The organism is Moorella sp. E306M (genome assembly GCF_006538385.1).
GTDB lineage: Bacteria > Bacillota > DSM-521 > Neomoorellales > Neomoorellaceae > Neomoorella.
Map to the genome: position 1 here is coordinate 2,543,911 of NZ_BJKO01000001.1, position 21,206 is coordinate 2,565,116.

A 21,206-nucleotide genomic window follows, 5' to 3' on the forward strand; every position below is an offset into this window, starting at 1 on the left:
CTATCCCTCAAACACATCGTCCGCCAGGGAGCGGACTTCTTTTTTGCGCCGGGCAGTGGCTTCCGGATCCAGGACGACGGCGAGTTTAATCACGTCACCCTCTTTGGCAGACCGGGGCAGGAGGGAGCGGGGCAGGGTAAAAGTGCAGCGGCCGTATTCAATTACAGCCATGTCTTCTTCAAAGCGATCAATGACCAGCAATTCCCGGCGGGGCATTATTCTACTCCTTTCACTTTTACTTTGCATCAGGTAGGTATAAACAACAGGAATGCCTTCGGCCTAGCCGTACAATGCTAGTGTATAGTCACCTTCTGACCGTCGGAGACGGCCGTTATGGTACCATCCCGGTCGGTGCGGTAGATTTTAACCCCGGCTTTTTGTAGGCGTTGCAGGGTCTGGGCATGGGGATGGCCATAGTCATTACCTTTACCCACAGAGATAACAGCATACCTGGGAGCCACAGCTTTGAGAAAAGCAGTGCTGGTAGAATAACGGGAACCGTGGTGGGCTATTTTCAGTACATCAGCCTTAAGAGACCTGCCGCCGGCCAGCATTTCCTCCTCGGCGGTATTACCGGCGTCACCGGTAAAGAGAAAAGCCGTTTGCCCGTAGGTGAGGTGCAGGACGGCGCTATAATCGTTTAGATCCTCATAATTACTTTTCGCCGGGCTGACAAAAAGGGCCTGGAGGCCCCCTTCCATGGGCAGTGCAACACCGGCTTTTGCCTCCGTGGCCTTGAGGCCCTTATTTTTTATAGCTAGCAAGAGATCCCTGTAGGCGTCGGTATTATGGGTCGCCCGGGGTAGGTAAACCTTGCCTACCTGGAAACTATTTATTACCATATCCAGGCCGCCGATATGGTCTTCATGGGGATGGGTGCCTATTACAAAATCCAGTTTCTTAACGCTGTACTGCTTCAATTCCCGGACCACCCCCGGCCCGGCTTCACCGGTGCCACCGTCGATTAAAATGTTCTTGCCATCAGGCAACTGCACCAGGATGGCATCCCCCTGGCCGACATCCAGGTAATGGACGCGTAGCTTGCCGGTTTCAGCCGGTGGGGTTGAGGAGTCCGGAGGCTTTTCTTGAGATGTTGAGGTACCAGGCGCTTCTCCTGGTGCAGGGGAAGCTGTTTGCGCTACCGGCGGCCGCGACTGGTTGGCCGGAGAAGGGGGCTGTTCTCCGGTAAGGTTACCACAGGCAGTAGCCAAGGAGAGGGTAAAAGCGAGGACGGCATAGATGGCCAGGCGTTTGGCCTTTTTCCCGGCCCGGCGCAAAGCAAGCCACCTGGTACCAACCGCGCGGAGAACGGCAGTTAAAAATGCCAGGATGCTAATGGTTGCTATCATTATAATCACTCGCTGTTCGAAAAGTCTTCCATGTTTACCATTCCTTCTTTAGGATAACACCTTAAGACCTTATCGTCAAAAAGATCGCGCCAAAGCCTTGTGATAGAGTTACGATACCCGGCATTTTCGCTTGCGCGGCTATCTTTTTATTTTAGCAGGAAAAGGATAGGGAAGCGGCGAATGAATTTAGGTAGACATGACTTGAAAGGGGTCTGGCCATGGCACGGAGTAAAAGAAAGACAGGGGCAGCATATATAAAAAAAGCACATAGAAAAGGCAAAGTAATCCCCTTAACAAGTGCCATTAAAGGCGGAAAAAATCAAACGGTAAATAACGCTGAAAATAACCCTGATACTAATACGCGAGTAACCCCATGGCGCCGCGCCAGGGAAAAAAACAGCAGCGGGGAGCCCTTCTGGCCGGCCGGGGGCAACCAGACTTTATTTCTTCTGGCCTTTGCCGGCCTGTTGTTGCTCCTCTTTTACCCGCCTTTTTTTCGTGGCCTCTTTTTCCCGGTAGAGCAGCGCTGGACCTTACTGTTTGCCGCCGTCCTGTTTTTCCTTACTTACCTGTGGAAGTTGTCCCGCCGGGAAGTATCCTTCCTTAACCGGCCCCTGGATTTTGCAGCCGCGGCCCTGGTAGTAGTTTATATCCTGGCCGCCATCAAGCCGGCCAGTCGCAGCCTGGCCGTAGCTGAAGTAGCTAAGGTCCTCCTTTACTTTTTAACCTTCTGGCTGACTTCCCGCCTTGGCGGCCAGCGCCGTACCCTCTATCTGCTCCATGCCCTTTACCTGGCCGCAGTTGGAGCCGCTCTGGCGGCTTTGCTTACGGCTACGGAGCTTGTTTATATTAAAGATGGTTTCGTGGGCGGGCGTTTCTACTCCACTTTACAGTACCCCAATGCCCTGGCCAGTTACGTCGGTGCCGGTAGTATCATCGGTTTTTACCTCTGGGCCCAATCCGGCAGTCGCCAGCGGTATTTATACGCAGCGGCCAACTACCTGTTGCTCATGGTTTTCCTGGGGACAGGCTCCCGGGGCGCTTACCTCGTTTTCCCCCTGGTTATCTTCCTCTACTGGCTGCTGGCGCCAAAAGGCTACCGCCTGAATACCCTGGCCCACCTGGTGACCAGCGGCGCCGCCGCCCTGGTAGGCAATGCCCGGTTTATTCCCCTGGCTGTAGCCAAAGCCTATGGCCCGGCCTGGAGCTGGTTTGCCCTGGGCTTACTGGTGGCCCTTGCCGGCCAGCTAATTATCCAGGGAGCCGGCTGGAGCCTGCGGACCCCCAGGGCGCGCATGGCAGCCGTGGTGGCCGCCCTGGTCCTTCTCATTGGCGGCGGTATTTTCCTGGTCCAGCACCAGCTGGCGGTGACTCCGGTAGCAGGGGGCAGGCAACCAGCCAGTCTCCTGGCCCGCATCCTGCCGCCCCAGGTTATGGCCCGCCTCCAGGACATCAACCTGGAGACCAAGAGCAGCCGGGAACGGCTGATCTGGACGAAGGATGCGCTGAAGATGGTCCGGGAACGCCCCATCCTCGGCTTTGGCGGTGGTGGCTGGGAAGCAGCCTACCGCCAGTACCAGAGTTACTTTTATAATTCCACTCAGGTGCACAACGATTACGCCCAGGTAGCCGTAGAAACCGGGCTGGTGGGCATCGCTGTACTGGGTATTGTATGGCTGTTTTTCCTGCTGACTGCCCTGGGTAACTACCGTTCTTACCGCGGTACAGAACGCCTCCAGGCCCTGGCTATAGGTATGGCTGCCTTGAACCTCGGCCTGCATGCTGCCATTGATTTCGACCTGGCCCTGGGAGCCGTATCCATGATGCTCTGGGCCTGCTTCGGCCTGACCAGGGGGATAGAAGGACAGCGCCTGGGACCGGAGCCGGCCCTGACCGCGGCAGTATTTAAAAATAAGCAGGGGGCCTGCGTTACAGGAGCGGCTCTGGCAACCCTGGTCATCGTCCTTTTCAGCGTTTCTTACCTGGCCGGGGTATCCAGCGCCCGCCAGGCGGCTGCTGCCCTGCAGCGCAACAACCTCCGGGCTACGGCCGCTTACCTGGAAGAAGCCAGCCGTTATGACCCCTTTACGGCGGCCTACAACAGTGACCTTGCCGGTATTTACCTGAAGGAAGGGAAAACTAAGGAAGCCCTGGCCCTGGCCCTGGCTGCCAGCAATAAAGAGCCCTATAACCTGGCGGTCTTAAACCGCCTGGCCGAAGTCTACTGGCAGAATGGTGAGGTAGAGCAGGCCCTGGCGGTCATGGAACGCGCCCGGCAGGTTGCTCCCTGGGTGGGCGCCAGCTGGGAAAATCTGGGACAAGCTTATACTGCTGCTGGCATTAATTATCTTCGGGCCGGCCAGCAGGATAAGGCGCGGCTGATGTTCCAGCAGGCAGCGGCCCTACCGGCAGCCGTGAAGGAAAAAGTGGATAGCCTGGGAGAATTCAAAGACCTGCACCAGCACGGCGGGGTAGCTTTGACCCCGGCCATCCAGCTCCGGGCAGCCATTGGCCAGTATTTCTTGGGCCAGGAAAGGGAAGCAGCAACCAATCTTAACGCCGCAGCCAAAGATGCAAAAATAAAGGCTGAAGCCCAGCTCTGGCAGGCAATACTCGCCTATCACCAGGGAGATACCGGCCGGGCCAACCAGCTCCTGGCTCAGGTAGAGAAGGCCAATGCCGGCCTGGCTAAACAATTCGACCAGTTTAAAAACCTGCCGGTTCTTGCCAAATAGGACGATATATTCTAAAGGGTAAGTATCTGGTATGGAGGAAAAATACTCGGCAAGAAAAGTTACAGGTGGTATAATGTAATTATGAAAGAGTTACCCCTCTGGCAGGAGGTACAAGCTGATTTACAAGAGGTAGAGGCTGAATTATTGCGCCAGGTGGATGCTCCCGACCCGGTTTTAAGCCAGGCAGCCCGGCACCTGGTCCAGGCGGGGGGAAAAAGATTGCGCCCAGCCTTTGCCATCCTGGCAGCCAAATGCTGCGGTGCCCCCCTGGAACGGGTCCTGCCCCTGGCCGTGGCCCTGGAAATGATTCATATGGCCACCCTGGTTCATGACGATGTTATCGATGCCTCGCCAATCCGGCGGGGGCGGCCGACGGTGTGGGCCCGCTGGGGCCAGGAGCTTTCTTTGCATACGGGGGATTACCTTTTTGCCCGGTCCCTGCTCCTGGTGGCCACCTATGACGATCCCCGTATCCCTTCGATCCTGGCTTCCACCAGCGTCAAGATGGTCCAGGGGGAACTGCACCAGCTGGCCGGCGCCTTTGACCTGGAGGTTACCTTGCGGGATTACCTGAGACGTATTTACCGCAAGACGGCCTTGCTTATTGCCGCCAGCTGCCAGCTGGGGGCCATAGCTGCCGGGGCCAGGGAGGATCTTATCCGCCACCTGTACCATTATGGCCGCAACCTGGGGATGGCCTTCCAGATCACCGATGACGTCTTGGATATGGTGGCCGACCCGGAACGCCTGGGTAAGCCTATAGGAAGCGATTTGCGCCAGGGAGTTATTACTCTGCCGGCCATCTATGCTATACGCTTCTCTCCCAAAAAGCAAAAGTTAGTTTGCCTGCTGGCCAAAAGGGATAAAACTGCCATGGAAATTCAAGAAGTCATTGACCTCATTAAAAATTGTGGTGGTATTGATTATGCCCTGGGGCTGGCCGAGCGGTACCTGGCCCGGGCCAGGCAGCACGCCCTTTTCCTGCCGGAAGGGCGGGCGCGGGAGACTTTAATGGGCCTGACGCACTTTGTAAGGACGCGTGGTATATAATGGGCTTTTATTCTATTGCTGTAGAGTTAACGAACCGTCCCTGCCTGGTAGTCGGCGGCGGGCAGGTCGGTGAGCGTAAGATTTTAAATTTGCTGGAAGCAGGTGCCAGGGTTACCCTTGTAAGCCCAGAGGTCACGCGCGTCCTGGCTGACCTGGCCCTGGCCAGGCAGCTGGTATGGTGGCGGCGTGAGTACCAGCCCGGCGATATCAGGGGGATGACTCTGGTTTTTGCCGTCACCGGTGACGCCGGCCTTAATGCCCGCGTGGCTGCCGACTGCCAGCAGGCCGGTATCTGGGTTAATGTCGCCGATGCGCCGGAAAAGTGTACCTTTATAGTACCTTCGATCGTCAGGCGCGGGGATCTGCAAATAGCCATCACTACCGCAGGGAAAAGTCCGGCCCTGGCCCGCCAGTTACGCAAACAGCTGGAGGCTGAAATTGGACCGGAATACGGCCCCTGGTTGAATTTTTTAGGAGAATTGCGTCCTTTTCTTAAAAAGGCCTGGCCCCATGACCAGAAACGCCGGGAAGAAGTAATGCGGCGGCTGGCCGGGGATGAGATATTATTTCGCCTGGTAGCCCGGGGCAAAGAAGATTTAGCAAAGGAGCGGGTGAAGCAGTGTTTGTCGTTGCCGTCGGTTTAAATCATCGCACGGCGCCGGTAGAAATCCGGGAACAACTTGCTTTTGCCCGCCACAGTTTGCCGGGGGCTCTGAAACAGCTACGAGCCGAGGCCGGCGTTGAGGGTTGCGTGATTTTAAGTACCTGCAACCGGACGGAAATATATGTGGCCTGCCAGCAGGAGGAAACCGGGATCAGGGCGGGTAAAAATTTCCTTGGCCAGTCCTGGCGGATGGACCTGAAAAAACTAGAAGGCTATCTTTACACCCTGAATACGCGCCATACCGTCCGCCACCTGTTCCGGGTGGCTGGCGGGCTGGATTCCATGATTCTCGGCGAAGACCAGGTTTTGGCCCAGGTGGCCGAAGCTTACGAGATCGCCCGGGGAACAGGAACAACTAATAACATCCTCAACACCCTGTGGCAGCAGGCCATTACCGTCGGCAAGAGGGTAAGAACGGAAACACGCATCGACCGCAATACGGTATCCATCAGCTACGCTGCTGTAGAACTGGCCCGCCAGGTCTTTCACGGTAACCTCCAGGGGCGGACCGTTCTGGTAATCGGGGCAGGTAAAATGAGTACCCTGGCCGCCCGTTACCTGAAAGATAAAGGCGTGACCACAGTCCTGGTTTCCAATCGTTCATATGACCGAGCCTTAGAGCTGGCCGCTAAAATTGGCGGCCGGGCGGTGCGCCTGGACGCCCTGGAGGATTACCTGTCCCAGGCCGATATCGTAATCAGCTGTACGGCGGCCAGCCACTATATTCTTCACCGGGAACAGGTAGCCCGGGCCCGGGCGCGGGCGGCGCGGCCGGACAGTCCCCTGATGCTCATTGACATTGCCGTGCCCCGGGATATTGAGCCCTCTGCCGGCGATCTGCCAGGGGTGAAACTGTATGATATCGACGACCTGCAACAGGTGGTCCTGGCCAATCTGGAGGAACGGCAGCATGCCGCCCGGCAGGCGGAAGGTATCATTACTGAGGAAATCGATGCTTTTTTCCGCTGGCTGGGCTCCCTGTATGTGGTGCCGACCATTATTGCTTTAAAGGAAAAAGCGGAAGCCATTAAAAAGGAGGAATTGGAGCGGGCCTGCAACCGGCTGGGAGAATTGACACCAAGGCAGAAAAAAATAATCGGCTCCCTGGCCAACACCATAGTCAACCAGCTCCTTCACGACGCTGTCGTAAACTTAAAAAAGGCCGCCCTTACGCCGCGGGGCCATTTATATGCCGAAGCCCTGCACGAACTTTTTAACCTGCCTGTGGAAGAGGCCAGGTCCCGGAAAGAAACGGCGGTAGTAGAAGGAGGAAGTTAATAAAATGCGGGAAGTAAAGGTGGGCTCCAGGGACAGTGAACTGGCCCGCTGGCAGGCTCGCTGGATCATTGAGGCCCTGGAAAAAGCCTGGCCGGATCTGACCTGCCGCCTGGTTACCTTTAAAACCAGGGGCGATAAGATCCTCGATGTGGCCCTGGCGCGGATTGGCGATAAGGGCCTTTTTACCAAGGAACTGGAACTGGCCCTTCTGGACGGGGCTATCGATATGGCCGTCCACAGCATGAAGGATATGCCGACCAGCTTGCCGGAAGGCCTGATTATCGGCGCCGTGGGGCCACGGGAAGACCCGGCTGATGTCCTCATCTCCCCGGCGGGCTATACCCTGGCGACTCTACCGGTCAGGGCCCGGGTGGGGACAAGTAGCCTGAGGCGCAAGGCCCAGCTGGCCCATGTCCGCCCCGACCTGGAACTGGTGGACCTGCGGGGGAATGTCCCTACCCGCCTGGCAAAAATGGAACGGGAAGGGCTGGAGGCCATCGTCCTGGCCGCCGCTGGGGTGAAAAGGTTAAACCATGGTCGCCTGCTGGGGGAACCCATCCCCTATAACATCTGCCTGCCGGCTGTAGGGCAGGGGGCCATCGCCGTCGAGATCCGGGCCGGGGATGAGCAAATCGCGCAGCTGGTGGCCGCCATCAACCATCCGCCCACGGCAGCGGCCGTGCGAGCCGAAAGGGCATATTTACGCGCCCTGGAAGGAGGCTGCCAGGTTCCCATAGGCGCCCTGGCTATCGTGGAAGGGGAAGCCCTGGTCCTCAGGGGTATGGTGGCCAGCCTGGACGGCAGACAGGTGTTAAGGGATTTTACTTCCGGGAGCACGGCCAACCCGGAGGCCGCCGGGCAGGAACTGGCCCGGAAATTACTGGCCCGGGGCGCGGGGGCCATTTTACAGGAGGTAAGACTGAAGAGTGGCAATTCCCACAGGTAAGGTATATCTGGTCGGTGCCGGCCCCGGTGACGCCGGTTTATTAACTATCAAGGGGCAGGAATGCCTGGCCCGGGCCGACGTGGTGGTCTATGACCGCCTGATCAACCCGGGCCTCCTGGATTATGCACCGGAAGGCACCGAAAAAATCTACGTCGGCAAAGCCCCCCACCGCCATGCCCTGCCTCAGCAAGAAATCAACGAACTCCTGGTAGATCTTGCCCGGCAGGGTAAGCAGGTGGTGCGCTTAAAAGGGGGTGATCCCTTTGTCTTTGGCCGCGGTGGGGAAGAAGCCCTGGCCCTCAAGGCCGCCGGCATACCCTTTGAAGTCGTACCCGGCGTCACGGCGGCCATCGCCGTACCGGCCTACGCCGGCATCCCGGTGACCCACCGCGGCTTGGCTTCAACGGTGGCCTTCATTACCGGCAATGAGGACCCGGGAAAAGAAAGTCGTGCCATAAACTGGGAAGGACTGGCCGGGGCCGTCGATACCCTGGTATTCCTCATGGGCATGGCCAACCTGGCCACCATTGTCAGCCGGCTGCTGGCATGTGGCCGTGATCCATCCACCCCGGTGGCCCTCATCCGCTGGGGAACCAGGGCCGAGCAGGAGACCCTGACCGGTACCCTGGCCGATATTGAGGCCAGAGCCCAGGAGGCCGGCTTCAGCAACCCGGCCATTATCGTCGTCGGCCAGGTGGTCACCTTGCGCTCTACCCTGGCCTGGCTGGAAGGTAAACCCCTCTTCGGCCGGCGAGTAGTAATTACCCGTCCCCGGGCCCAGGCAGAAGCAATGGCCCGGCGGCTGGCCGAACTGGGGGCCGAAGTACTGGTCTTCCCGGCCATTGAAATCCGGCCGCCAATCGACTGGGGTCCTGTAGATGCAGCCCTGGCCAGGATTAAAGATTTCGAGTGGATAATCTTTACCAGTGCCAACGGAGTTCGTTATTTTTGCCGGCGTTTGCAGGAAAGGCAGCTTGACATCCGCATCCTGGCCGGGATAAAAATCGCCGCCATCGGCCCGGCGACGGCCAGGACCCTGCAAGAGCGGGGTTTAAACCCCGACTGGCAGCCGGGGGAATATGTGGCCGAAGCGGTGGCTGCCGGGCTGGGACCATTACTTCACGGCCGGCGCGTGCTCCTGCCGCGAGCCGATATTGCCCGTCCCTTCCTGGCTGAAGATCTCCGCCGTCAGGGGGCAGAAGTGACGGAGGTAGCTATTTACCGTACGGTTAAAATGGCGAGCGAAGCTGACACTTTGCGGGAACTGCTGGCTGCCGGGAAAGTAGCGGCCGTTACTTTTACCAGTTCCTCAACAGTTAAATCTTTCCTTGAACTACTGGGGGATAAAGCTAACGTCTTGATGGAGGGCGTCGACGTTTTTTGCCTCGGGCCCATTACAGCGGCTACAGCCAGGGAAGCGGGGCTATCGGTAACAGCTACGGCCGGGGAATATACGGAAGCAGGCCTGATCCAGGCCATGGTGGACTATTACGCCGGCCGGAAGGCAGGTGAGGAGAACTGATCAGCCTTACCAAACTGCTTTTTAACGATAGTTATTTCGGTGATACGTTGCGCTACAGCCAGGCCGCCTTTGGAGCGGCAGCAGGGGCGCGCCGGGACAGCGGGCCGGTAGTGGTCTGGAACTGCACCCGGGCCTGCAACCTGAAGTGCCGCCATTGCTATGCCGCAGCCGGACCTGTCGCGGGCGGGGAGGAGATGGATACCCTGGCCGCCCGGGATTTTCTGGAGCAGCTGGCGGCCTTCCGCGTGCCTGTCCTTCTCCTGTCCGGAGGTGAACCCCTGGTGCGGCAGGATATCTTTGATCTCATGGCCGCTGCTGTTAAGAAAGGCCTGCGGGTTACCCTGTCCACCAACGGTACCCTCATTGACCGCAGCACCGCCAGGGAGTTGAAGAAGATCGGTATCAGCTATGTAGGAATCAGCCTGGACGGCGTGGAGGAGAGGCATGATGCCTTCCGGGGGCAAAAAGGAGCCTTTGCGGCGGCCCTGGAAGGTATCCGTAATTGCCTGGCTGTCGACCAGCGGGTGGGCCTGCGCTTTACCATCAGCCGGCTCAACGTTGACCAGCTGGAAGAAATATTTTACCTCATCCGGGAAGAGAACATTCCCCGGGCCTGTTTTTATCACCTGGTTTACAGCGGCCGGGGCAGTGAGCTTGCCGGGGAAGACCTGAGCCACGAAGAAAGCCGCGCTGCCATGGATTTGCTTATCGAAGCAACCCGGCGCCTGAAGGAACAGGGCCGGGAAGTAGAAATCTTAACCGTCGATAACCATGCCGACGGCGTTTACCTTTATTTAAAACTGCGGCGCCAGGACCCGGAGCGGGCGGCGGCCGTCCTTGAGTTATTGCGCCTGAACGGGGGTAACCGCAGCGGCATCGCCATCGGTGCCGTCGACTGGGCCGGTAACGTCCACCCCGACCAGTTTACCACGCACCACACCCTGGGGAATGTCCGGGAACGGCCCTTTGGTGAAATCTGGACGGATGTAAGCCATCCCCTTTTGAAGGCCCTGCGGGACCGCAAGCCCCTGCTCAAAGGCCGCTGTTCAACTTGCGCCTGGCTGGACCTCTGTAACGGCAACTGCCGTGCCCGGGCGGAGAGCCTGACCGGCGACTTCTGGGAATCCGACCCTGCCTGCTATTTGACTGATGCGGAAATCTCAGGATAATAGTTAACTATAACTGGACCTCTCCTGGGCAGTGAGGCTAGATCATACTACTGACACTTCGGAGGTGAGTTGCCATGTCCGGTTTTCCCGTGCGCCGGCCGCGACGCCTGCGGCAGAATGAAACCTTGCGGGCCATGGTCCGGGAAACGGAAATTAACATCAACGACCTCATTTATCCCTTTTTCGTCATCCACGGCCAGGGGATAAAAAACCCGGTTCCTTCTATGCCCGGCGTTTACCAGCTTTCCATCGACAACCTGGTCAAAGAAGCCGCTGGCGTAGTCGCTGCCGGTATCCCGGCCGTCCTCCTCTTTGGCATCCCGGCGGTAAAAGATGAGATGGGCTCCGGGGCTTATGACCCCCGGGGTATTGTCCAGGAAGCCGTGCGGGCCTTAAAGGGCGCTTATCCGGAACTCCTGGTCATTACCGACGTCTGCCTGTGCGAGTATACCAGCCACGGCCACTGCGGCCTGGTGGATGACGGCCAGGTTTTAAACGATCCTACCTTAGAGCTTATCGCCAAAACAGCTCTCTCCCATGTGGAGGCCGGGGCCGATATCGTAGCTCCCTCGGATATGATGGACGGTCGGGTGGGGGCCATCCGCCGCCTTCTGGATAAAGAAGGCTTTACCCACACACCTATCCTGGCCTACGCGGCCAAGTTCGCTTCGGCTTTCTACGGTCCTTTCCGGGAAGCCGCCGCTTCGGCGCCCCGGTTCGGCGACCGCCGCAGCTACCAGATGGACCCGGCCAACAGCGACGAAGCCCTGCGGGAAGTGGAACTGGACCTCCAGGAAGGCGCCGATATGATCATGGTCAAACCGGCCCTCCCGTACCTGGATATCATCCGCCGGGTTAAAGACACCTTCAACACCCCCCTGGTAGCCTACCAGGTCAGCGGCGAGTATGCCATGCTCAAAGCCGCCGCTGCCAATGGCTGGTTGGACGAGGAAAGAACCGTGCTGGAAAGCCTGACGGCCATCAAGAGGGCCGGTGCCGATCTCATTATCACCTATTATGCTCTGGATGTAGCAAGGTGGCTTAAATAATGCTCTTATCATGGAACACCACCAACCAGTGCAACCTTTACTGCGACCACTGCTACCGGGACGCCGGCGCTAAAGTTGGGGATGAATTAAGTACGGCGGAAGCAAAAAATCTAATCGATGAAGCCGTTAAAGCCGGTTTCCGGATTATGATCTTCAGCGGCGGCGAACCCCTGTTAAGGCCCGACTTGCTGGAATTGATAGCTTATGCTGCGGCGCGCGGTTTAAGGGCAGTCCTGGGGAGCAACGGCACCCTGCTCACCCCTGACCTGGCCCGGGAATTGAAAAAGGCCGGGGCGCTGGCCATAGGCATTTCCCTGGATAGCTGCGACCCCGCCCGCCATGACCGCCTGCGGCAAAAGGATGGGGCCTGGCAGGAAGCCCTGGCCGGTATGGCGGCCTGCCGGGAGGCGGGTTTGTCCTTCCAGGTGCATACCACCGTCTTTGACTGGAACCAGGACGAGCTGGAAAAACTGACTGACCTGGCGGTGGATCTTGGCGCGAGGGCTCACCATTTCTTTTTCCTGGTGCCTACCGGCCGGGCGGCGAGCATCGAAGCGGAATCCTTACGGGCCGAGGCATATGAGAGAACCTTAAAGCGCATCTTACAAAAGCAGCAGCAGGTAAATATTGAATTAAAACCCACCTGCGCGCCCCAGTTTATGCGCATTGCCAGGGAAATGGGAATTCCCGTCCGCTACAGCCGCGGCTGCCTGGCCGGCATTGCCTACTGCATCGTCAGTCCCCGGGGAGACGTCCAGCCCTGTGCCTACCTGAATCTGCCCGTGGGCAATGTCCGGGAAACGCCCTTTAGCCGTCTCTGGCAGGAGAGTGAGGTTTTCCGTACTTTACGCACGGAAAGCTACGGCGGTAGCTGCGGCCGCTGCGGCTACAAGAAGATCTGCGGCGGTTGCCGCGCGCGGGCCTGGTATTACCACGGCGACTATATGGCTGAAGAGCCCTGGTGTCTCTACCAGGGCCGGAAGGGGATGGAGGTTGGATAACCTTGACCGCCGTTTATTAAATATGATCCAGGAAAATTTCCCCCTGACGGAAGAGCCCTACGCCGAACTGGGCCGGCGTTTGGGTCTCACGGAAAAGGAAGTCCTGGAACGCCTGGCTAAATTAAAAGAAGAAGGGATCATTCGCCGCATCGGCGCCGTCTTTGACCTGCGGCGACTGGGTTATACCAGCACCCTCTGCGCCATGCAGGTCCCTGAAGAGCGCCTGGCGGAAGTAGCGGCAGTAGTTAATAGCTTTCCGGGAGTTACCCACAATTACCTGCGGGAAGATGCTTATAACATGTGGTTTACCCTTATCGGCCCCTGCCGCCGCCAGCTGGAAAAGGTCATGGCCAGTATAGAAGCCAGGACCGGCCTGCCGGTGCTGGAGCTCCCGGCAGAAAAATCTTACAAGATCCGGGTAAACTTTAACCTGGAAGAAGGGAGCCCGTAAAATTGCCACGTCCTTTAACCGACCTGGAAAAGGAACTGGTGCGCCTGCTTCAGGGCGATATCCCCCTAATTTCCCGTCCTTTTTTACCGGTGGCTCAAAGGCTGGGCCTCAGCGAAGCTGAAGTCCTGGGGCACATCCGCCGCCTTCAGGCCGAGGGTATAATCCGCCGCTTCGGTGCCGCCCTGCGCCACCGGGAAGCCGGTATAACTGCCAACGCCATGGTCGTCTGGCAGCTGCCGCCGGAAGAATTAAAAAGGGCAGGGGAAAAACTGGCCACTTTCCCGGAAGTAACCCACTGTTACCAGCGCCGGCAACATCCCGAATGGCCCTATAACCTGTATGCTGTCATTCACTGCCGCACCAGGGAGGCCTGCGAGAAACTGGCGGCCCGCCTGGCGGCGGCCATCGGCCATAATAATTACCGCCTTATTTTCAGCACGGCCGAGCTGAAAAAAGAGAGCATGCAGTATTTTATTCAGGAACCCCCCGAGTGTCGGGAATAGAAAAGGAGGAAGTACCCGGTGATCGAAGCCTGGCCCAGATCAGCAGCTGCCTACGCCGAGGCTGTTAAACTCATGCCCGGCGGGGTGAACAGCCCCGTTCGGGCCTTTAAAGCCGTCGGCCTGACGCCGCCCTTTATCCAGCGAGGCGAAGGAGCCTATATCTATGACATTGACGGTAACCGGTATATCGACTATGTCGCCTCCTGGGGCCCCCTCATCCTGGGTCACCGCCACCCGGAGGTTATGGCCGCCCTGGAAAACACCCTGCATGACATGGGCACCAGCTTTGGCGCTCCTACCGAACTGGAAAATGAACTGGCCCGGGAAATCACCGCCGCCGTTCCTTCCATTGAGATGGTGCGCCTGGTCAATTCGGGTACGGAGGCGACCATGAGCGCCATCCGCCTGGCCCGCGGTTATACCGGCCGGGAGAAAGTCGTTAAATTTGCCGGTTGTTACCACGGCCATGCCGATTACTTTTTGATCCAGGCCGGGTCCGGGGCCCTGACCTTCGGCGTCCCCAACAGCCCCGGCGTCCCGGCCGCCACAGCCGCCAATACCATCGTTGCCCCTTATAACAATCTGGATGCCGTGGAGGCTGTCTTTAAGCAGGCTGGTGAAGAGATTGCCGCCGTCATTGTCGAACCTGTGGCCGGCAATATGGGCTGTGTCCCGCCGCAACCGGGGTTCCTGGAGGGCCTGCGGGCCATAACAAAACACTATGGAAGCCTGTTAATTTTTGATGAAGTCATGACCGGTTTCCGGGTAGCCTACGGCGGTGCCCAGAGCCGCTTTGGCGTCCGGCCTGACCTTACCTGCCTGGGTAAAATCATCGGCGGCGGCCTGCCGGTGGGAGCCTACGGCGGCCGACGGGAGATTATGGCCATGGTGGCTCCGGTGGGGCCGGTCTACCAGGCCGGGACCCTGTCCGGCAACCCCCTGGCCGTCAGCGCCGGCCTGACAACTTTGAAGGTCCTCAAGGAACCCGGGGTCTATGAGCGCCTGGAAAGCCTCTCGGCCCGCCTGGAAAAGGGCCTCAAGGAAGCTGCCGGTGAGGCCGGCGTACCCGTTACCTTTAACCGGGTGGGAGCCATGTTCACCGCCTTCTTTACCCCCGGCCCGGTGATCGATTATACTACGGCCACGGCCAGCGACACAAAGACCTTCGCCGCCTACTTCCAGGCCATGCTACGCCGGGGGATTTACCTGGCGCCGTCCCAGTTTGAAGCCGCCTTCATGTCCCTGGCCCACACGGAGGCCGATATTGACCGGACCATAGAAGCCGCCCGGGAAGCCTTCCGGGAGATCGCGGCCTAAAAATGGGATTATAAACCTTTAACTTTCCATGGTGACGCCAGAACATCCTCAAAATTTTTGGTAACCATGTATATTATTAGCCTGGAAGGTTATAATAGGAATACACACTCACTTCTTCAAAGACCTCCTTGAGCCGGCAGGGCCTTGAGCAACGACGTTCAAGGCCCTGCCGGTTTTTCGGGGTTGTCACCGGTTACCAGTTATAACGGCCGGATATCGACCCGGTGGTCGTAAAAGGTGCTGCCTTCACCCAGGTCGGTTAAATCGTCGCCAATAACGCTGTTAATGTTGCGTCCGCCGGGGGAATGCCGGCACCACCAGACTCCGGGAGCCACGGCGACACCCGGAGGAACGTCGCTGCTGGCCCGCACCTTAAGGAGACAGGAGCCGCGCTGGTTATAAACCTCAGCCAGGGTGCCATCCACCAGGCCTTTTTTACGGCAGTCATCAGGGTTGACGAGGACCTGAGGGCCCCCTTCCCGTTCCCGCAGGGAAGGTAGCTGCCCGAAATTGGAGTTGAGGGCAAAATGGGCCGGGGCCGTGAGGAGATGGAAAGGATAAAGTCTGTTCAGCTCATGATCGCCCGGCGGCTCGTATCCGGGTAGTTTGGCCCCGGCAGCCATAAGTTCGATTTTACCTGAAGGGGTGGCAAATCCCCGCGCCGGCTTTAGTTTAACAGCCCTGCCGGCAAACAGGGCTTTCCTGTCTTCCTGTTCCAAGGGAATCTCCTGGATTAAAAGCTCGACCATTTCCCTCTCGGAGCGCCGGAAAATATCTTCGTTAAAGCCCAGGGCTTGGGCCAGGAGGCAAAAGGTCTGCCAGTTGCTCTTCGCCTCACCCGGGGGTGGTAGTATCGCCGGGCTGCGCTGGAGGTAATAGTGGCCGTAGCTGCGGTAGAGATCTTCCTGTTCTATAGAAAAGGTGGCCGGCAGGATGATGTCGGCGTAGAGGGCCGTATCTGTCAGGAAGCGCTCGTGGACCACGGTAAAGAGATCCTCCCGCCTTAAACCCGCCAGGACGCGGTTCTGGTCGGGAGCCACTGTGGCTGGATTGCCGTGATAAACGTAAAGGCTCATCACCGGTGGTTCCAGCGCCTCTGTTAAAGCCCGGCCCAGCCGGACCATATTTATAGCCCGCACCGGCCGCTGCCGCAGGTCAGGCCGGGTCAGGACATCCAGCTTGACAGCGCTGCCGGTCCCGGAACTCTGCAAGGCACCGCCCCCAGGCTTAGCATAGGCTCCTACCAGGGCCGGCAGGGAGGCAATGAACCGGACGGCCATACCGCCCTGGCGGTGACGGGAAAAGCCGTAGCCGATGCGGATAAAGGGCGCCCTGGCCCGGCCGTAGGCCCGGGCCAGGTTAATAATCGTTGCAGCCGGTACACCGGTGATAGCGGCCACCTTTTCCGGAGGATAATCGGGCAGGACTTTAGCGCGAAGTTCCTCATAGCCGGAAACGTGGGCGGATATAAAGCCGCTATCGACCAGTCCTTCCGCCACCAGCACGTGCATGACGCCCAGAGCCAGGGCGGCATCGCTGCCAGGTCGAACCAGGATGACCTCATCGGCCACGGCAGCCGTCCGGGTACGGTAAGCATCGATAACAATCAACCGGGCGCCCTTCTGCCGGGCCTGCTGCACCAAGGAGAGGAAATGGATGCTGGTAGAGGCCGGATTCATGCCCCAAATGATTACCAGGTCCGCGTTAACAACCGTCTCCGGATCGCTACCCCAGGTGTGGCCTAGAACCTGCTGCCAGCCGGCCTCGGCGGCTGGTGAGCAGATAGTCCGCTGGAGTTCGGAAGCTCCCAGACGGTGGAAAAAGGCATGGCCGGCATTGCGCTGAAGCAACCCCATGACGCCGGCATAGGAATAAGGGAGAATGGCTTCGGCACCATAGGTAGCTATAATTTCCTGCCAGCGCCTGGCGATAGTTTCCAGGGCTTCCGCCCAGGAAATGGGCGTAAAAAGGCCGCTTCCCTTAGGGCCGCTCCGCTTTAAAGGTGTCAGGACCCGTTCCGGAGAGTGAATAAGCTCCGGGTAATAGCGCATTTTGGCGCAAGTATATCCCCTCGTGTAAGGGTGCTCCGGGTCGCCGCTGACTTTAGTCGCCCGGCCTTCATTAACTTCAATGAGCAAGCCGCAGGCATCGGGGCAGTCGAGGGGACAGACGGAACGATAGGTGGCCATAATTAAAATCTTCCTTTCATTGCTGGATCAGAACCATTGCTACCATACCGGTTAAAATGGTCAGAGCCATGCTGCGGGTCTTCAGGGCTACGATACCTGTGGGGATAGCCGCCAGCAGGTAGGGGTTGGCGGCTAACGATAACTTGCCATCAGGTAACAGTAGTCCCGGCACCAGCAGGGCAGCCAGGACCGCCGCCGGAACATAACTCAACCAGCGTAAAAAAACCTCCGGTAACCGGACCCGGCTTAAGACTACCAGGGGAAGCATCCGGGGCAAGTAGGTTACCACGGCGGTGCCGAGGATAATAATTAAAATTTGCCTGTCCATGGCTCTAAGATCACTCCCAGGGTGGCGGCTATGACCGTTGCCAGGATGATGTTCCAGCTGCCGGGCCAGAGGAGGGCAAAAACTACCGAAAATAAGGCCGCCAGGGTAGCAACTATGATGGTCTTCTTATCCTTTAACTGCATGACAAGCAGGATGATGAACATGGCCGGCAGGGCAAAATTGAAGCCGAAGCGGGCCGGGTCCCCCATCAAATTACCCGCCAGCCCGCCCAGCAGCGAAGCCAGCACCCAGGAAAAATGGGCCGCCAGGTTGAGGCCGAAATGATAGGGAAGATGGGCCTCGTGGTTGCTGTAGTGATTGATGGCCACGGCAAAGGTCTCATCGGTGATTTCCGCTGCCAGCAGGGCCAGGGCCCCCGGCCGAAAACGCCGCAAATGAGGTACCAGGGAGGCGCTGAAAAGCAGGTGGCGTAAGTTTACCAGGAAGACGGTGAAAATAATGGCGGCCGCTGCCACGCCGCTGCCAAACATGCTGACGGCAATAAACTGGCCGGAGCCGGCATAGAGCAGCACCGACATGAGTACTGTTTCCCAGAGGTTAAAGCCCGCCTCCCGGGCCAGGACACCGTAGGCAAAGCCGAGGGGTAAATAGCCGAGGACGATGGGCAGGGCCGCCCGGACGCCCTGCCACAAAAGGGAGGAAACAGGTACAGGAACAGCGGCTTGGCTACGAAAAACTTCATCTTGAGGTTGCATCAATAAATCTCCTCTCCGCAATGATTTTATAACACTTCCCCCGCTGGTGCAATTAGAAAACCTGCTGCCAATAACATCCTGGTAAACGTTAGCATAATTTATTATAGAAAATACTTTTTATGGAAGGAGTAATATCATGAACGGTTCTCATCATAAAACCAGGAGAGCCTTGGAAATCGACCTAGAAGAAATCAGGCTGCTGGCTGAAGCAGCGGCCTCAGCACCTTCCTTTGGTATCCGGCATACCCTGTTAAACCACATCCTGGGTGAAGTAGAAGAAGCCATGTTCTGGAACCATCACCTGGCCCATGTCATGGCCTACGAACCCCCCTATCAACCGCCTTACCCGCCACCCTATAAACCGCCCCGGCCGCCTTACTATGATGACCCTGTCCCTTACAGTGAAAAACCTGCGGAAGAAAAGAAATAGAAAGGAGAAAGTACTATGCACTGGCTGGATAAACTGCGCCAGGTCCTGCGCCTCGATGAGGAAGAGCTGACCCTCTGGCCGGAAATTGCCTCTACAGCCCCGGAGGGAGTCAAGCAAATAATTAACAGTATGCTGGAGCGAGAAAAGAAAGAAATGGATGATATCAAAAAGATACTACAGATGTACGGCAGTACGCCAGGCTATTCTGACCCCTATAGCGGCTTTGCCGAGGAAGGAAATAAATAGAGAGTGACAGTGACCCGGGTTTAAACATCCGGGTAAATTTTTGCTGTTTCCGGGCATGGCTGATTGCGACAGGAAAAGGCGACTTTTACCGGTGAAAAGGAGGATTTTATCCGGACAGGGCGAATTTTTGGGGAGGAGGTGCTGCCATGGCTGAAAGTCCGGTTTTTGCCCTGGACGTGGGGACCCGTAAAGTCGCCGGCCTGGTGCTGGTTCCCGGGAAAAAGGGTTACCACATCCGGGCGGCAGCAATAGTTGAACACCAGCAGCGCGCCATGCTGGACGGCCAGATCCATGATATTCCCCAGGTAGCCCTGGCCATCCAGGCGGTTAAAGAACAACTGGAAAAAAAGTTACATATGCCTTTAAAAGAAGCAGCGGTAGCCGCTGCCGGCCGGGCTTTAAAAACCCAGCGGGCCACCGCCGGGGAAGAAATATCGCCGGCTATGGAAATCAGCAGCCAGGATGTGCTGGCCCTGGAGGCCGCAGCCGTCCAGGAAGCTGAAAAACGGCTCCTGACGGCAGGCGAAAACCAGGCGGCTTACCACTGTGTTGGTTACAGTGTGGTAGGCTACACCCTCGACGGCCATCCCATCGGCAACCTGGTTGGCCAGCGTGGCCGGCACATGGGCACAGAAGTTATAGCCACTTTTTTGCCCAGGGTAGTGGTGGATTCCCTGGTAGCGTCCCTGCAAAGGGCTGGCCTCACCATGGCTTCCCTTACCCTGGAACCCATTGCTGCCAGCGCCGTAGCCGTACCGGCAGCCATGCGGGGATTAAACCTGGTCCTGGTAGATATCGGCGCCGGCACTTCCGACATAGCCATTACCGGCCAGGGTACCATTACAGGTTATGCTATGGTACCCTCAGCCGGGGATGAAATCACCGAAGCCCTGGCAGAGGCCCTCCTTTTGGACTTTCATACAGCTGAAGCAGTCAAGCGCCAGTTATTAAAAAATGCCAGTATAACGTTTACCGATATTGTCGGGCAAAAACGCACCCTGCCGGCAACTGCTATTACAGAGGTAATTAAACCTGCGGTAGCTGAGCTGGCCCGGCAGATTGCCAACCAGATTATCCTGCTCAACGGCCGCGCTCCCCAGGCCGTCCTGCTGGTAGGGGGCGGTAGCCTTACCCCGGGACTCCCTGAGGCCCTGGCCGGCCAGCTGGAAATACCGCCGGACAGGGTGGCCGTGCGCGGCCGGGAAGTTTTAAATGACATTAGCGGGGCGAAAAATTTGCAGGGGCCCCAGGCAATTACTCCGATAGGGATTGCCATTACAGCCTTAAAGCAGGAAAGCCTGGGCTTGGCCCGGGTAATTGTCAACGGCCGGCCGGTGCATTTCCTGGCCGGGCAGCAGGTGACTGTCACCCAGGCCCTGCTCGCGGCCGGCATCCCGGCACGAACCCTTTATGGCCGGCCTGGCAAAGGCCTGGGGGTGGAGGTCAACGGGCGTCTAACCTTTCTCCGGGGTCAACCCGGGCAGCCGGGAACTATCCTGGTAAATAATTCTCCTGCCACCCTGGATGCTACCGTAAGGCCCGGAGATGAAATCGAGGTGATCCCGGGCCGTGATGGTGCTGACGCCTGCGGAACCGTAGGCGACCTGGTACCGGAACTCGCTCCCATAACCATTACCTTTAACGGGCGCCAGGTTACCCTGGAACCTCTGATTACAATGAACGGTAACCAGGTGGATTACGATACCCCGATAGAGGATCAAGCCCGCATTACCTATGAACCTTTAGATACGGTAGCTCAGGTACTGGTCAGGTTGGGGGAACCCCTGAAAGACACCATTCTTTTAAACGGTCAGCCCGTCCGGCCTGAAGCTCCAATCAAAGATGGCGACAACTTAGTAACAGAAGTTGAAGCTGCCGGCAAGGTTATAACTATCATCTTAAATGGCCGCCCGGTCACCCTCAAAGTCCAGGCAACCGAAGTGTTATTTACCGATATTTTTAACTACCTGGATTTCCCCTTAACACCGCCACCGGGCCGGAAAAAGCTCGTGATGGAGGTTAACGGCCATCCAGCCGAATTTACTACTCCTCTGGCCGCAGGAGACCAGGTTACTTTACGTTGGGACCCTTGACAGGTAGCTGGCAGGCTGCTATAATTAGACTTGCTCCTTGAGGGAGCGACTGCGAGCGGCAGTGGCGGAATTGGCAGACGCGCTAGATTCAGGTTCTAGTCCTGGTCTACAGGGTGGGGGTTCAAATCCCTTCTGCCGCACCAATAAGCAAAATCAAGACACAGCAGGCT

At 57.9% G+C, this 21,206-nt stretch carries 20 protein-coding genes and 1 tRNA gene; 16 read left to right on the plus strand and 5 right to left on the minus strand.

Features of this window, described 5'->3' with window-relative positions; all coding sequences use genetic code 11:
• Complete coding sequence (locus FLZ89_RS13140; protein ID WP_141305131.1) at window positions 1-216, minus strand: DUF3006 domain-containing protein; 216 nt, start codon at window positions 214-216, stop codon at window positions 1-3.
• Window positions 217-293: 77 nt separating this feature from the next.
• A complete protein-coding gene (locus tag FLZ89_RS13145; RefSeq protein ID WP_253256490.1) occupies window positions 294-1,349 on the minus strand; it encodes a ComEC/Rec2 family competence protein in 1,056 nt (351 codons plus the stop codon).
• 218 nt (window positions 1,350-1,567) lie between these two features.
• On the opposite strand from FLZ89_RS13145, the gene FLZ89_RS13150 reads away from it, so the two are divergent.
• The 12 genes from FLZ89_RS13150 to hemL all read left to right on the plus strand — a co-directional run bounded on the left by FLZ89_RS13150 (window position 1,568) and on the right by hemL (window position 15,034).
• Complete coding sequence (locus tag FLZ89_RS13150; RefSeq protein WP_141305132.1) at window positions 1,568-4,084, plus strand: O-antigen ligase family protein; 2,517 nt, start codon at window positions 1,568-1,570, stop codon at window positions 4,082-4,084.
• Window positions 4,085-4,165: 81 nt separating this feature from the next.
• A complete protein-coding gene (locus FLZ89_RS13155) occupies window positions 4,166-5,134 on the plus strand; it encodes a polyprenyl synthetase family protein (protein WP_141305133.1) in 969 nt (322 codons plus the stop codon).
• The gene (locus tag FLZ89_RS13160) at window positions 5,134-5,778 is read left to right on the plus strand and encodes a precorrin-2 dehydrogenase/sirohydrochlorin ferrochelatase family protein (protein WP_141305134.1); all 645 of its coding nucleotides are present in this window, start codon (window positions 5,134-5,136) and stop codon (window positions 5,776-5,778) included. The genes FLZ89_RS13155 and FLZ89_RS13160 overlap by 1 nt, the downstream gene beginning before the upstream one ends.
• Window positions 5,754-7,076, plus strand: a complete 1,323-nt coding sequence (gene hemA, locus FLZ89_RS13165) for a glutamyl-tRNA reductase (protein WP_141305135.1) — start codon at window positions 5,754-5,756, stop codon at window positions 7,074-7,076. The genes FLZ89_RS13160 and hemA overlap by 25 nt, the downstream gene beginning before the upstream one ends.
• Before the next feature lie 4 nt (window positions 7,077-7,080).
• Complete coding sequence (gene hemC / locus FLZ89_RS13170) at window positions 7,081-8,022, plus strand: hydroxymethylbilane synthase (protein WP_141305136.1); 942 nt, start codon at window positions 7,081-7,083, stop codon at window positions 8,020-8,022.
• A complete protein-coding gene (gene cobA / locus FLZ89_RS13175) occupies window positions 8,009-9,544 on the plus strand; it encodes a uroporphyrinogen-III C-methyltransferase (protein WP_141305344.1) in 1,536 nt (511 codons plus the stop codon). The genes hemC and cobA overlap by 14 nt, the downstream gene beginning before the upstream one ends.
• On the plus strand, window positions 9,541-10,713 hold the full coding sequence (locus tag FLZ89_RS13180) for a radical SAM/SPASM domain-containing protein (RefSeq protein WP_172613731.1): 1,173 nt from the start codon (window positions 9,541-9,543) through the stop codon (window positions 10,711-10,713). Before cobA ends, FLZ89_RS13180 begins: the two co-directional genes overlap by 4 nt.
• A gap of 74 nt (window positions 10,714-10,787) precedes the next feature.
• On the plus strand, window positions 10,788-11,762 hold the full coding sequence (gene hemB / locus FLZ89_RS13185) for a porphobilinogen synthase (RefSeq protein WP_141264716.1): 975 nt from the start codon (window positions 10,788-10,790) through the stop codon (window positions 11,760-11,762).
• On the plus strand, window positions 11,762-12,763 hold the full coding sequence (gene nirJ2, locus FLZ89_RS13190; protein ID WP_141305138.1) for a putative heme d1 biosynthesis radical SAM protein NirJ2: 1,002 nt from the start codon (window positions 11,762-11,764) through the stop codon (window positions 12,761-12,763). The genes hemB and nirJ2 overlap by 1 nt, the downstream gene beginning before the upstream one ends.
• A complete protein-coding gene (gene ahbA / locus FLZ89_RS13195) occupies window positions 12,756-13,214 on the plus strand; it encodes a siroheme decarboxylase subunit alpha (RefSeq protein ID WP_141305139.1) in 459 nt (152 codons plus the stop codon). The genes nirJ2 and ahbA overlap by 8 nt, the downstream gene beginning before the upstream one ends.
• A 2-nt stretch (window positions 13,215-13,216) precedes the next feature.
• Window positions 13,217-13,717: a siroheme decarboxylase subunit beta gene (locus tag FLZ89_RS13200; RefSeq protein ID WP_141264713.1), complete on the plus strand. Its 501-nt coding sequence runs from the start codon at window positions 13,217-13,219 to the stop codon at window positions 13,715-13,717.
• A gap of 18 nt (window positions 13,718-13,735) precedes the next feature.
• The gene (gene hemL, locus FLZ89_RS13205; protein WP_141305140.1) at window positions 13,736-15,034 is read left to right on the plus strand and encodes a glutamate-1-semialdehyde 2,1-aminomutase; all 1,299 of its coding nucleotides are present in this window, start codon (window positions 13,736-13,738) and stop codon (window positions 15,032-15,034) included.
• A 200-nt stretch (window positions 15,035-15,234) separates the two neighbouring features.
• Here hemL and FLZ89_RS13210 read toward each other — a convergent pair whose 3' ends face one another.
• The 3 genes from FLZ89_RS13210 to FLZ89_RS13220 are packed head-to-tail and all read right to left on the minus strand — an operon-like array spanning window position 15,235 to window position 18,267.
• Entirely contained in the window at window positions 15,235-17,223 is a 1,989-nt protein-coding gene (locus FLZ89_RS13210; protein ID WP_141305141.1) for a molybdopterin oxidoreductase family protein, read from the minus strand.
• A gap of 16 nt (window positions 17,224-17,239) precedes the next feature.
• The gene (locus tag FLZ89_RS13215) at window positions 17,240-17,551 is read right to left on the minus strand and encodes an AzlD domain-containing protein (RefSeq protein WP_141264710.1); all 312 of its coding nucleotides are present in this window, start codon (window positions 17,549-17,551) and stop codon (window positions 17,240-17,242) included.
• On the minus strand, window positions 17,533-18,267 hold the full coding sequence (locus tag FLZ89_RS13220) for an AzlC family ABC transporter permease (RefSeq protein WP_141264709.1): 735 nt from the start codon (window positions 18,265-18,267) through the stop codon (window positions 17,533-17,535). The genes FLZ89_RS13215 and FLZ89_RS13220 overlap by 19 nt, the downstream gene beginning before the upstream one ends.
• A 136-nt stretch (window positions 18,268-18,403) precedes the next feature.
• On the opposite strand from FLZ89_RS13220, the gene FLZ89_RS13225 reads away from it, so the two are divergent.
• The 4 genes from FLZ89_RS13225 to FLZ89_RS13240 all read left to right on the plus strand — a co-directional run bounded on the left by FLZ89_RS13225 (window position 18,404) and on the right by FLZ89_RS13240 (window position 21,179).
• Complete coding sequence (locus FLZ89_RS13225) at window positions 18,404-18,697, plus strand: hypothetical protein (protein WP_141305142.1); 294 nt, start codon at window positions 18,404-18,406, stop codon at window positions 18,695-18,697.
• Window positions 18,698-18,712: 15 nt separating this feature from the next.
• Window positions 18,713-18,943 (plus strand): hypothetical protein, encoded by a 231-nt coding sequence (locus FLZ89_RS13230; protein ID WP_141264707.1) that lies wholly within the window; start codon window positions 18,713-18,715, stop codon window positions 18,941-18,943.
• Between the two features lie 146 nt (window positions 18,944-19,089).
• A complete protein-coding gene (locus FLZ89_RS13235; RefSeq protein ID WP_141305143.1) occupies window positions 19,090-21,036 on the plus strand; it encodes a cell division protein FtsA in 1,947 nt (648 codons plus the stop codon).
• A gap of 55 nt (window positions 21,037-21,091) precedes the next feature.
• Window positions 21,092-21,179 (plus strand) — tRNA-Leu (locus tag FLZ89_RS13240).
• The last annotated feature ends 27 nt before the right edge of the window (window positions 21,180-21,206 follow it).

Bases quoted from the DNA above. Each gene is read 5' to 3' on its own strand.
- FLZ89_RS13140 (WP_141305131.1), bottom strand. From the start codon at position 216: ATGCCCCGCCGGGAATTGCTGGTCATTGATCGCTTTGAAGAAGACATG.
- FLZ89_RS13225 (WP_141305142.1), top strand. From the start codon at position 18,404: ATGAACGGTTCTCATCATAAAACCAGGAGAGCCTTGGAAATCGACCTA.
- FLZ89_RS13220 (WP_141264709.1), bottom strand. From the start codon at position 18,267: ATGCAACCTCAAGATGAAGTTTTTCGTAGCCAAGCCGCTGTTCCTGTA.
- FLZ89_RS13210 (WP_141305141.1), bottom strand. From the start codon at position 17,223: ATGGCCACCTATCGTTCCGTCTGTCCCCTCGACTGCCCCGATGCCTGC.
- hemB (WP_141264716.1), top strand. From the start codon at position 10,788: ATGTCCGGTTTTCCCGTGCGCCGGCCGCGACGCCTGCGGCAGAATGAA.
- nirJ2 (WP_141305138.1), top strand. From the start codon at position 11,762: ATGCTCTTATCATGGAACACCACCAACCAGTGCAACCTTTACTGCGAC.
- FLZ89_RS13230 (WP_141264707.1), top strand. From the start codon at position 18,713: ATGCACTGGCTGGATAAACTGCGCCAGGTCCTGCGCCTCGATGAGGAA.
- FLZ89_RS13150 (WP_141305132.1), top strand. From the start codon at position 1,568: ATGGCACGGAGTAAAAGAAAGACAGGGGCAGCATATATAAAAAAAGCA.
- FLZ89_RS13235 (WP_141305143.1), top strand. From the start codon at position 19,090: ATGGCTGAAAGTCCGGTTTTTGCCCTGGACGTGGGGACCCGTAAAGTC.
- hemC (WP_141305136.1), top strand. From the start codon at position 7,081: ATGCGGGAAGTAAAGGTGGGCTCCAGGGACAGTGAACTGGCCCGCTGG.
- FLZ89_RS13215 (WP_141264710.1), bottom strand. From the start codon at position 17,551: ATGGACAGGCAAATTTTAATTATTATCCTCGGCACCGCCGTGGTAACC.
- FLZ89_RS13155 (WP_141305133.1), top strand. From the start codon at position 4,166: ATGAAAGAGTTACCCCTCTGGCAGGAGGTACAAGCTGATTTACAAGAG.
- FLZ89_RS13160 (WP_141305134.1), top strand. From the start codon at position 5,134: ATGGGCTTTTATTCTATTGCTGTAGAGTTAACGAACCGTCCCTGCCTG.
- FLZ89_RS13145 (WP_253256490.1), bottom strand. From the start codon at position 1,349: ATGATAGCAACCATTAGCATCCTGGCATTTTTAACTGCCGTTCTCCGC.